Annotated in this window: 4 protein-coding genes and 1 pseudogene; 3 read left to right on the top strand and 2 right to left on the bottom strand. The window is 64.0% G+C overall.

Going from position 1 to position 12,484, the window contains the following annotated elements; translation table 11 throughout:
* Positions 1-5: 5 nt before the first annotated feature.
* The 3 genes from NJF35_RS16635 (at position 6) to NJF35_RS16625 (ending at position 3,540) form a co-directional block, all read left to right on the top strand.
* Positions 6-1,070 carry an aromatic ring-hydroxylating dioxygenase subunit alpha gene (locus NJF35_RS16635; RefSeq protein WP_253091280.1) on the top strand — a complete coding sequence of 355 codons (1,065 nt, stop codon included), beginning with the start codon at positions 6-8 and terminating at the stop codon, positions 1,068-1,070.
* 37 nt (positions 1,071-1,107) lie between these two features.
* The gene (locus tag NJF35_RS16630; RefSeq protein ID WP_253091279.1) at positions 1,108-2,109 is read left to right on the top strand and encodes a hypothetical protein; all 1,002 of its coding nucleotides are present in this window, start codon (positions 1,108-1,110) and stop codon (positions 2,107-2,109) included.
* 270 nt (positions 2,110-2,379) lie between these two features.
* Positions 2,380-3,540 carry a solute carrier family 23 protein gene (locus NJF35_RS16625; RefSeq protein ID WP_253091278.1) on the top strand — a complete coding sequence of 387 codons (1,161 nt, stop codon included), beginning with the start codon at positions 2,380-2,382 and terminating at the stop codon, positions 3,538-3,540.
* Here NJF35_RS16625 and NJF35_RS16620 read toward each other — a convergent pair.
* Positions 3,497-4,750: pseudogene (locus NJF35_RS16620) on the bottom strand (aminotransferase class I/II-fold pyridoxal phosphate-dependent enzyme); the annotation flags it as partial. The gene NJF35_RS16625 and the pseudogene NJF35_RS16620 sit on opposite strands and share 44 nt — an antisense overlap.
* A gap of 8 nt (positions 4,751-4,758) precedes the next feature.
* Positions 4,759-12,270, bottom strand: coding sequence for a type I polyketide synthase (locus NJF35_RS16615; RefSeq protein ID WP_253091277.1), 7,512 nt, complete (start codon positions 12,268-12,270; stop codon positions 4,759-4,761).
* Positions 12,271-12,484: the final 214 nt, after the last annotated feature.

The following is a 12,484-nucleotide window of genomic DNA, read 5'->3' as shown; positions in this document are numbered from 1 at the left end:
TAAGAATGAGCAGCTTCGTTAAAAACGGGTGGTATGTCGCAGCCTGGAGCCATGAAATCTGTCGCACACTACTGGCCCGGACAATTCTGAATGAGCAAATTGTATTTTACCGTCGAGAAGATGGGCAGCCCGTTGCCTTGATGGACCGCTGCCCCCATAAGCTTGCGCCTTTATCGCTCGGCGAGCTGAAGGGGGACGAACTTCAGTGTGGCTATCATGGCATGACCTTCAATTGCAAAGGTCAATGCTCGCACATTCCCGGCCAGGCCAGCATCCCCCCTAACGCCAAAGTGCGAGCGTTTCCGCTATTCGAGAAGTACAACGCCGTTTGGATCTGGATGGGCGAACCTGCGCTGGCCGACCCTGAAAAAATCATTGATATTCCGCACTATGGCGATAAAGGCTGGGGCTTGGTCGACAACCAATACCTGTACTTCAAGTCAAACTACTTGAACATTACAGACAACCTGGTGGACCCCGCCCACACCACCTACGTTCATAAAAACACTATCGGTGGGGCCGATGGCGCTGAAGTGGGAGTCAAAGTCGAGCAAGGTGATGACCATGTCTTGGCTTACCGTTGGATCAAAAATGCCGCGCCTGTCCCTTTGTTTGAGAAAATGGGTAACTTCAAGGGCTTGACCGATCGCTGGCAATATTATTACCTGCATATGCCATCGGTTTCCTATGTAGACTTTGGCGGGATAGACGCCGGTGTCGAACCCACCGAAGAAAACAAAGATCGCGGCTTGCGCTCATTCAGTTTCAACTTCTTGACCCCAGAAACAGAACGCACGACCCACTACTTCTGGCTTCACCTTCGCAATTATCATCCTCATGATACCCGCGTAGATGAAGAAGTCGCCGAACTGATGACCTTGACATTCAATGAAGACCTGGAGCTGTTGACCCACGTCCAGGCCCAGCAAGAGATAACCGGGGTGCGCGAGTATGTTCGCCTGGGCATCGATAATGCCCCCGTACGCATCCGTAAGATGATAGAGCGCCTGCAAGTGGCTGAGCGCAGTGACGTGCTAGCCCAGATCGCAGTCCAGACCGTCGACGCGTGACGTTCGTTTATTAAAAACAAATACAAGAGAGAACAGCATGGAATTTTCTGTAGGCTGCAATGGTCGCGGTGTACAACACCTTGAGCCCGTTTCGGTGGACGAGCAGTTTCGAATGATCAAGGAGTCAGGTGTCTTCGACCACTTCGATCGCATGCCGCAGCCCGGCGAAGAATCTGAATACCTGCGTGCCTCCAACAAATACGGCATTCCTATTCGCACAGGCCTCTGGTCATATACTGCAGGTCGTGATGAAGCGCTACTGGTCAAGAACTTGAAATTGTGCAAAGAAGCCGGCGCTGAATTTCACAACATCATGCTTTACACCAAGCATGCGCAAGGTCACACCCTGACAGACAATGAAATCGTCGACTTTTACCTGCACGCCCACGAGGCCGGCGAAACAATCGGCATCACCATCGGCTTTGAAGTTCATATCTATATGTGGACCGAAGACTTCCGCCGCATTAGCCGGGTGGCCAAACAGGTGAGCGCGCGCGGAGTCCCTTTCAACTTCGTGCTCGATCATAGCCATGTACTGCTGAAAGTCGATTGTCTCGAAGAGCAGGATGTCAGCGGCATTCGCGGTGACATCGAGTCGGGCCAGCTGGTGATCGACCCGTATGAACCAGGCAATGTCATCGACGAATGGATCGGCATGAACATGACACACTGGTTGCAGATTCGTCCGGTCTCGCCGCAAGGACCAAAGAACATTTGGCAGCTCAAGGACGGTGGGACCTACGGTCGGGCGTGCCAGTATCCATTTTTCCGACCAGCACCGAGCGAGTGGCATTTGCCATGGCGAGCGTATCGGGTCGAACCCTGCAAGGATGTTGTGCGCAGAGTATTGCGTCATCATCGCGACACCCCCGACAGCCCACTGCGATACATCACGACAGACATGATCGACATGCCTGACTATGGCGGCGGCGTTAAATACTCTTTGTTTGAGCAAAACGTGGCAATTGCAGAATGGTTCCGCGCGACATGGGAGGAAATAAAGGCTGAAAAAAATCCGACTGACTTGCGCTCGATGTGATTTACCTCATGAGGCGAGGAGAGCCGATACGCTCTGCCATCGTTTACTGAGGCCCACTTGTAAACGTTGAATACCGTCTGCAGCGACATGGCTTCGAGCCATCTGATGTTTGCTCGGGGCCAGTCGCAATACCTTGACTGGCAAAATAACGTTATCCCACGCGCCACACTCACATAAAAAGGAGCTCACGCCTTATAAGCCTGACAAGGTCGCTATACATATGTTCCTGGATGATCGGCTATTTTCATAATAATACGAGGTTCGAACTCCATGACTACGCCTGCAGCGCAACGACCTGAAGATGAAAGACTTGGCATAGGCCCCAATGTGGTTTACGGGCTGCAACATGTACTGACCATGTACGGCGGCATGGTCGCCACCCCACTCATTCTGGGTCAGATTGCCGGGCTGACACCCAGCGAAATAGGCCTGCTCATTGCTGCAACCTTGTTCACCGGTGGCTTGGCTACCTTGCTGCAAACGATAGGCCTCCCGTTTTTCGGCTGTAGATTGCCCCTGGTTCAAGGCGTTTCCTTCGCCGGCGTGGCCACCATGGGCGCTATTCTGACCAGCGGATCAGGAGGTATGCCGGCAGTGCTCGGGGCCGTCATGGCAGCTTCGCTCTTTGGCCTGTTGATCACACCGATATTCTCCCAGATCACCCCGGTGGACACCAAGGTCCTGGGCAACGGCCTACGTGCCGATATGCTGTCGAGCCTGATCGCGCCAGTGTTCGGCTCCTTCACCCAGAGCGCCTTTGCCCAGAATGTAGGGCTCGTTGCCGTAACAGGCATCAAGAGCCGCTTCGTCGTGGCCACTGGCGGGGTATTCCTGGTGGTGCTGGGGCTCCTGCCGATCATGGGACGTGTTATTGCGGCCATTCCCCCGCCGGTGCTCGGTGGCGCAGGTCTTGTCCTGTTCGGCACTGTCGCTGCCAGTGGCATCCGTACCCTGTCGAAGGTCGACTACCGCAACAACTTGAACCTGCTCATTGTCTGCGCGTCCTTGGGCTTCGGCATGATTCCGATCGCCGCACCGAACTTCTATGAGCCATTCCCGGACTGGTTTGCGACCATCTTCCATTCGGGGATCAGTTCGGCGGCAATCCTGGCCATCTTGATGAACCTGGCGTTCAACCATTGGCTCAAGTCCCGCACGGACGACCAATCCGTCATCGTCGCTGCGTCCGAGCGTACCCTGCGTGTGCGGGACATTGCCGCGCTGCGTGAGGGCGATTACTTCCAGGGCGGCAAGTTGTATAGCGTCCTGGGGCGGCACTGGCGAGCCCCTCTCACCCCAGCTTTGCCATCTCCCCGGCAACGATCGCCACGGTCTGGCGGATCTGCTCCTCGGTATGCTCGCACGAGACGAAGAACCGCACCCGCGCCGCTTGCTCCGGCACTGCCGGATACAGGATCGGCTGGGCATTGATTCCCCGGTCGAACAATGCACTGGACAACCGCCCGGCCTTGAACGAGCTGCCGGTGATCACCGGGATCACCGCCAGGCCCGTGCTGGTCGCGGTGTCCAGCCCGACCTCGCGCGCCAGGCGCAGGAACAGCTCGCCCCTGGCTTGCAACGTAGCCACGCGCTCGCGGCCGCTGGCCAGCAAGCGCAACGCGGCCAGGGCCGATGCGGTGACGGCGGGCGGCATGCCGACACTGTAGAGAAACCCCGGGGCCAGGAACTTCAGGTGCTCGATCAGCGCCGTGCTGCCAGCGATGTAGCCACCGCAACTGGCCAGGGTCTTGCTGAGCGTCCCCATCCAGATGTCCACGTCATCGCCCGACAGGCCGAAATGCTCGCGGATCCCCTTGCCAGTGGCGCCCATCACGCCCAAGGAGTGGGCTTCATCGACCATCAGGAAGACCTTGTGCCTGCGCTTGAGCTCGACGAAACGCGGCAGGTCGGGGTAGTCGCCGTCCATGCTGTAGATGCCTTCGACCACCACCAGCACACGCTCGAAATGCTGACGCTGCTCGGCGAGCAGGCGCTCCAGCGCCTGCCAGTCGTTATGGGCGAAGCTCAAGCGGCGGGCACCAGACAACTGGATACCCTGCAGCACGCTGTTGTGGATCAGCTCGTCGTGCAGCACCAGGTCACGCGGGCCGAACAGGTAGCCGATGGTGGTGACGTTGGTGGCATGGCCGCTGACCATCACCACCGCATCGTCGACCTGGTACAGGTTGGCCAGTTCCCTTTCGAGCTCGCGGTGCAGCGGCCGGTCGCCAGACACCGGGCGGCTGGCCGAAACCGAGGTGCCATAGCGATCGATGGCGGCCTTGGCCGCTTCAACCACCTCGGGATGGCCGGAGTACCCCAGGTAGTTGTAACTGGCGAAATTGAGGTACTGCCGATCGCCGATACAGGTCTGCGCCCCGGCAGTGCCCTGGTGCAGGCGGAAGAACGGGTTGGCCAGGCCAAGCTGTCGCGCACTCTGCTGGATCACCCGCAACTGCTGGTAGCCAGGGTGCTGGTCGAAGCGGTAGAACGCCTCGGGCACCTTCAGGCTCGCCTGCTGCGCCTGCTCCAGGGTCGCACCGGCGGCATCCCGGCCCTCGCTGCGACGGCGCGCCAGTGCTTGCTGGATCAGGCGTTGCTTGGTGTCGACCGCCAGGCCGGTCGGCGTCGTTGCGCTCATGAAGTCTGTTACTCGATCAATCGATTGGGCGCCGCACTGGCATCGGCCAGTCCGGCATTGAGCTCGGCCATCTGCTCGCGGGTAAGCTCGCTACCGTGGCGCGACAGCAGGTTCTCGGCCAGGTTGGCCGGCGCAGCGTCCTCGCTGGCGTCGCCACGCAGCAGCTCCAGCAGGCGCACGCTGAGCTTGTCGATGCTGGAACTGTCGCTCAGCTCCATCACCGGCAGGCGGATACCGAAACGCTCCTCCAGGGCCACCACCAGTTCCACGCTCATCAACGAGTCCAGGCCCAGCTCCTGCAGCGGGCGCTGGGTGTCCAGGCGCGCCGCGGGCAAGCGCAGGATCTCGCAGACTTCGTACTTGAGCATCTCGGCGAAACGCTCCAGCAGTTCGGCGTCATCCAGCTCGGCGAGCATGCGCTGGATGTCCTCACCGTCGTTGTCGTCTTCCTGGTCGCCACCATGGGTACGGGCCAGTTCAACGAAACGCGGCGTGGCAGCACTGGGCAGGAAGCGCGACAGGGCCTTCCAGTCCAGCTCCAGCACGCCGATGCCATCGTCGCCCTCGAGCAGCATGCGCTCGAGCTGCGCCAAGGCGACCTCGGCACGCAACGCGGCGCCACCCATCCGGCTTTGCAGGGCATCCTTGATCTGCGTGTTGCGCGCCAGGAAGCCAACGTCGTCGATGGCCCCCCACAGCACGGCGGTGGCCGCCAGCCCCTGGCTGCGGCGATGGCGCGCCAGGGCTTCGAGCCAATGGTTGGCGGCCACGTAGTTGGCCTGCCCGGGGTTGCCGAACAGGGTGGTAGCCGAGGAGAACATCACGAAGAAGTCCAGCGCCAGCCCACGGGTCAGCTCGTGCAAGTGCTGGGCACCCTGGGCCTTGGGTTGCAGCACCCGGCGCAACTGCTCGTCATCCAGGTTGCGGATCAGGCTGTCGTCGATGACCGTCGCGGCATGCACCAGGCCGCGCAGTGGGTAGGCGCTGGCGGCGATGCGCTCGAATACCGTGCGCAGTTGCCCGGCATCGGTGATGTCGCAGGCCACGGCCTGCACGTCGAGGCCCTGGGCCTGCCACAGCGCCAGGCTCGGTTGCGCCTCGACGCTGGCCGGCCCACGACGCCCCAGCAGTACGAGGTGGCGAGCGCCCTTGTCGATCAGCCACTGGGCCGTGCGCAGGCCGAAACCGCCCAGCCCGCCGGTGACCAGGTAGGTCGCCTCGCCAGACAGGCGCAAGGCTGCGGCTGGGCGCTCGCGGGTATCGACCCGCTGCTCGATGGGGTTGCCGTAGGTCACCACGATCTTGCCGATCTGCCGGGCCTGCTGCATGTAGCGGAAGGCCTCGACGACCTGGTTGGCATCGAACTCGCGGAACGGCAACGGGTGCAGGATGCCTTGCTCGAACAGCGCCATCATGTCGGCGAACAACCGCCGGGTGAGTGCCGGGCGCTCGCTCATCAACTGGTCGGCATCGATGCCGAAGTAGCTGATGTTGTTGCGGAACGGTCGCAGGCCGATGCGCGTGTTCTGGTAGAAGTCGCGCTTGCCCAGTTCCAGGAAGCGGCCGAACGGCTTGAGCACGCGCAGGTTGCGGTTGATCGCCTCGCCCGCCAGGGAGTTGAGCACCACATCCACGCCCCGCCCGTCGGTGTCGGCGAGGATCTGGTCGGCGTAGGCCAGCGAACGGGAGTCGTACACCTTGTCGACCCCGAGCAGGCGCAGGAAGTCGCGCTTCTCGTCGCTGCCGGCGGTGGCGTAGATCTCGGCGCCACACCAGCGGGCGACCTGGATCGCGGCGATGCCCACGCCGCCGGCGGCCCCGTGGATCAGCACCTTCTCGCCAGGCTCCAGGCGCGCCAAGTGGTGAAGGGCGTAATAGACGGTGAAGAAGGTGCTGGGGATGGTCGCTGCGGCCTCGAACGACATACCCTGCGGAATACGCGCCACGGCGTTGGCGTTGGTCACCAGGCGCGTGGCGAAGCTGCAGGGGCCGAAGCCTACAACCCGGTCGCCTGGGGCGAAGTCGCCCGACACCTGGGCCCCCCTGCCCTGCACCACACCGGCGAACTCGAAGCCCAGGGTCGGGCCGGAGAAGCCATTCTCGATGGCCTCGTCGGACAGCAGGCCAAGGGCGAACATCACATCGCGGAAGTTCAGACCCGTGGCGCGCACGGCGATGTCCAGCTCGTCCGCCGCCGGCTGACGCGGTGGACGTACTTCCCAGCGCAGGTTGCGCAGTTGGCCAGGCAGGTCGAAGCCCAGGCACACCCACTGGCCGTCGTCGGCCTGGGCCTGTTCGCGCAGCACGCGCAGGCGGGGTACGTAACGCCGGCCTTCGGCGTCGAGCGCCAGTTCGGTCTCGGCGTCGGCGTGCAGCAGGGCCGACACCAGGCGCTCCACGGGCGCGCCGTGCGCCAGGTCGAGCAGGCGCACGCGGCAGTTGCCCGATTCATTGGCCAGGGTACGGCCAAAGCCCCAGAGCGCGGCATCGGCGATGGACGCCAGGCTCTCGGCCTCGGCGCCCGCATGCCAGTGCATGGCCGCGCCACGGGTCAGCAGCCAGCATTGCGGGGCAACGCCGAGGGCTTCGCAGGCCTGCACCAATGCCGCAGCCTGCATGCAGCGTGCGGCCTGGCCCTCCAGGCCTGCGTCGCTGTCGAAGCCCACCAGGTGCACCAGGTGCTCGGGAGGCTGTTCGAGGGCCCGCAACTGCGTCACCAGCGCCTGGGCATCGCCCGGCTGCAGCAGGCTGACCTGCTGGCCTTGCTCACGCAGGAGGCTGGCCAGAAGCTCGGCAGCCTCCTGCCCGGATTCGGCCAGCAATGCCCAGCGCTGCTGTGCGACCGGTGCTCGGCTGGCCAAAGGAGTGGCCGGCTTTTCGGCTAGCAGCAGGTAACTGCCGCAGGCGTTGCCCGGCAGCGCTTCGACAAGTTGCGCCGGGCCAAGGCCGTGGCGTTGCAGCTCGTGGCTCCAGAACGCCGGCGCCTGCTGACGCGACAGGGCCTGCTGCGGACCGGCCAGCCACCAATCGGCCTGGGCGCCGAAGACGAACTCGGCCCAGCGGGCGGGGTAATGGGCGAGCAAGGCCAGTTGGCCATGCGGGTTGAGTTGGTGGGCGGCCAGGCGCAGGGCCTCGCCGAGGGTGGCCAACGGCGCCAGGTCGGTCGGCACCAGCACCCAATCGAATGCGCCAGCGTCGGCCAATTGCTCGAGGGCGAGGACCTGCAGGGCCGGGCATTCGTCGCGCAGGCGCTGCTCCAGCTCCGGGGCCTGAACGCAGTAGCAATAGTCGACCCGGTCGAAGTCGATGCCTGGGTACAGCAGCTCGGCGAACGACGCCGCGCCGAAGCCAAACTCCAGCACGCGCAGGCGTTGCCCTGCGGGCAATGCGGCCAGGCGCTGGGCCAGGGTTTCGCGCACACCGCTCAGCAGGCGCTGCTGGCCAGCGGCGCCGAGGACCATGCGGGCCAGGCTGGCAGCACTGGTTTCTCGCGGTTGCAGCTGGTCGATCGCCTGGCAGCCGTCGAGCAGGGCTTTCAAGTGGCGGCCGATACGCCCCACCGAATGAATGATCTGGAAGCATTCCGGGTAGCTGTGGAACAGCTCGCGCCAGATGGCCTCGGACGCGGGGCGCGGTGCCGGGTCGGCCAGCTGCCAGCTGCCATCGGCAGCGCACGACAGGCTGCCGTCCTGCTCGCCATGGCGCAGCAAGGTCGCCAGGTAGTCGCCCGGCACGCCTTCGACCTGCGACCAATGCGCCAACTGCTCGGCGCCCAGGCTGCCGCCGCAGTGTTCGACGAGGTCCTGGACGAAGCTCGAGCAAAGGGCATCGAGCAAGGGCTCGACCTCATCGAGGTAGCGCGCCTGCAACGGGTCGTCGGCCAGGCCCTGCAATTGCGCCAGCAACGGCGTGGCAGCCTGGGCATGGCGTTGCAGCGGTACCACCTGGCCAGGCGCGGCAATGCCGACATGGGCCAGGCGCTTGACGTCGTTGGAGCGGTCGCGCTGCAGGCGCACGCCACGGAAGCGCGCCTCCTTGATCGCCAGCACGGCCTCCCCGGCAGCGTCGAAGAGGGTGAAATCCACCAGCAGGGAATGCGCGGTGCGCTTGAGCTGGCGAACCTCGGCCAGGCACGGCACGCCCTTGCCCACGGCATAGGCGATGCGGCCAAAGCGCACCGGAATGAACGCCAGCCCCCGGTTGCTGCCGGGCTGGTCGACCAGCAGTTCGGTGATCAACTGGAAGGCGCCGTCGAGCAGCGCCGGATGCACATGCAGGCTGGCCAACTCGGCCTCGATGACCGCCGGCGCCTCGAGTTGCGCGAGGATGCGCGCCGGCTCCACCCAGGCCGCCGCCACGGCCTGGTAGGCCGGGCCGTAGTTGAGGCCGACCGCACGGGTCAGGGCCAGGTGCCGTTCGCTACTGTAGTCGGCCGGGCGCTGGGGCAAGGCCGGGGCGCGCGCGTCGAGCAGGACGCCACGGGCTTCGCCCGGCAGGCGCGCGACCACATGCTGTACCCACTCTTCACGCTGGGCCAGGGTACGCGAGGCGATGCGCAGGGTGCCATCGGCCTCCTCGAGGGTGACACGGACCTTCTTGCTGCTCTCGCTGGCGAGCAGCAGCGGGTTATGGATCTCCAGCTCCTCGATATCGACGTACTCACCCGGCTGTTGCACCAAGGCCACGGCCAGGGCCAGCTCGGTGAAGCCGGCCCCCGGGAACAGCACCGATTCACCGACCTTGTGGTCGGCCAGGGTGGGGAAACGCTGGATGTCGAGCTGGCTCTCCCAGGTCAGGGCATGGTCGGCCAGCGGATAGCCCAACAGCGGATGCAGGCTTGCGCGCTGCAGCACGCCGAACGACTCAGCGCTCACCGGCAGTTGGAAGTAGTCATGCTGCCAGGCGTAGTTGGGCAGTTGCACGGGATTGCCCGCGACCGGGAAATGCACCTGCCAGTGCGGCTCGATGCCGGCGATCAGCAACTTGGCCAGGCTACGCTGCAACAGCACCGGACTGTGGTCGTTGCGCAGCAGCGTGGCGATCACCTGCCCCGGCTGTTCGCGCTGGGCCAGGGCGTCGACCACATAGCCGCGCAGGATAGGATGCGGGCCGACTTCGACGAAGACATTCAGGCCCTGCTCCACCAGGTTGTCCATCGCGCCCTGGAACAACACCGGGAAGCGGATGTTCTGCCACCAGTACTGGCTGTCCAGGCGCAGGCCATCGAGCTGGCCGCCAGTCACCGTGGAGTAGAACGGCAGGCTGGCGCTGCGTGGGCGGATGTGCGCCAGGTCGGCGATGACCTGCTGCTCGATGACATTCATCGCTGGCGAGTGGAACGCGTAGTCCAGGCCCAGACGGCGGACGAAAACCTGCCGTTCGGCAAGGGCCTGCTCGAGCTCCGCCAGGGCCTCGACATCACCGGCGACGGTCGCCCCACGGGCGCTGTTCTCACCGGCCACGACCAGGCGCTCGGCCAACTCCAGTTCGACGAGCAGCGCTGCGGTGGCTTCGCCGCTCAGGCCGACAGCGCTCATCTGGCCGCAACCACGGGTCAGGCCTTGCAGGCGGCTGCGGTGGTAGATCACCTGGGTCGCGTCTTCCAGGGTCAGGGCACCACAGGCCCAGGCGGCGGCCACTTCGCCGACGCTATGGCCGACCACGGCTGCCGGCTGCACGCCTTGTGCAGCCAACACACGGGTTACCGCGACCTGCAAGGCGAACAGTGCCGGCTGGGCGATCTCGGTGAGCGCGTAGCGGTCGTCACCATGCTCGCCGCGCAACTCGGCGCGCAGCGAATAACCTGCCAGCGGCTCGAAGATCGCATCGACGTCCGCCAGCGCCTCGGCGAACATCGGCTCGTCGAGCATCGCCCGCCCCATGCCTTGCCACTGCGAGCCGTTGCCGGAGTAGACGAAGACCGGGCCGTTGGCCTGCTCCAGACCAACACCGGCCTCGAGCACCGAGCTCAGCTCGCTGAGGCTCGGGTCCTGGGCGTAGTCGGCCAGCGCCTGGGCAGCCTTGGCCGGATCGGCCTCGACCAGCAGCAAACGATGGGGCAAGGCGTCGCGACGGAACATGGCCTGGTAGGCCACGTCGTAGTAGCAGGCATCGTCGTGGCCGGCCAGGTAGTCGGCAAAACGCTCGGCGTTGGCACGCAGCCCCTCGGCCGTCTTGGCACTGAGCAGCAATGGCAGCGGCCGCGCCTGCGGCGCAGAAGACGATGGCGCTTGCGGCTCGGCGCTCTGCAGGATGACGTGGGCATTGGCCCCGCCGAAGCCGAAGGAGTTGACACCAACGGTCAGTTGCCCCTGCGCCTTGAGCGCCAGGGGCTCGCTGACCACTTGCAGGTTGAGCCCGGCAAAGTCGATGTTCGGGTTGAGCGCCTGGATGCCGATGGTGGGCGGCACGACACGCGCATGCAGGCTGTACAGGGCCTTGACCAGGCCGGCGACACCGGAGGCCGCCTCGAGGTGGCCGAGGTTGCTCTTGACCGAGCCGATCGGCAGCGGGTTGCCATCGCCACGCGCCTGGCCGAGCGTCTCGCCAATGGCACGGGTTTCCACCGGGTCGCCAACAGCCGTTCCGGTGCCGTGGGCTTCGAAGTAGTCGAGCTGCGCCGGGTCGATGCCCGCCCGGGCATAAGCGCTCTCGAGCAACGCGGCCTGGGCTTGCGAATTCGGTAGGGTCAGACTGGACTTGCGGCCATCGGTATTGACCGCGGTCGCCGCTACCACGGCGAGGATGGGGTTGCCATCGGCCACGGCCTGGTCGTAGTCCTTGAGCAGGAACAGGCCACCGCCTTCGGCACGCGCATAACCATCGCCCCGTTCATCGAACGACTGGCAGCGGCCGCCGCGCGACAGCATGGTGGCCTTGGCGAAGATCATGAAGCCGAACGGGTGCATGTGCAGGCTGATTCCACCCGTCACGGCCTGGTCGATATCACCGTTGAGGATGGCCTGGCAGGCTTGGTGGAAAGCTACCAGGGACGACGAACAGGCCGTGTCGATGGCCATGCTCGGGCCACGCAAGTCATAGAAGAAGGACAGGCGGTTGGCGGCAATGCTCATGGTGTTGCCAGTGGCGGAGGCACCGTCGATCGATGCCAAGTCCTCGACCAGCCGATAGGCCTGCTCAACCCCCGCGATGCCCAGGTACACACCGCAATTGCTGCCCCGCAGGCTGGACGGCTTGACCCCGGCGTTCTCGAAGGTTTCCCAACACATCTCCAGGAGCATGCGCTGCTGCGGGTCCATCATCGCCGCCTCGCGCGGCGAGATATTGAAGAAGCCTGCATCGAACGCGCTGATATCCCCCAGGGTACCAGCGGCGAAGGTGTAGCTCGTGGCAGGGTGAGCCTTGTCTGGGTGCAGGAACTGTGCGTGGTCCCAACGTGAAGGATCGACCTGGGTCACCAGGTCGCGTCCATTCATCAGGTTTTGCCAGAAAGTGCTGGAGGTGGAGCCCGGAAAACGGAAAGAACAACCGACAATTGCTACCTGTTTACGCTTAATCAAAACCTATTCCTTTAAAACGCTTCCGAGCACCGCCCCATCCTGCGGACAGCCGGTATGTCTGGCCAACACATTTTCGGCAAAGCGGCTCAACGCCCCAGAGCGGTTCGACTCCGGGGAGTGCCTTGCTGTGTACAGGAAAAAAGCAAGACCAGGCCTGAACGCGTGGCGTGAGAAATTGCTGATGTATAGACGCGATAATAGCGATCTGGGGGCA

Origin of the sequence: Pseudomonas guariconensis (assembly GCF_024127895.1) — a bacterium.
GTDB lineage: Bacteria > Pseudomonadota > Gammaproteobacteria > Pseudomonadales > Pseudomonadaceae > Aquipseudomonas > Aquipseudomonas guariconensis_B.
Note: the sequence above shows the minus strand (reverse complement) of the source record. Positions and strands in the feature narration are given on the sequence as shown.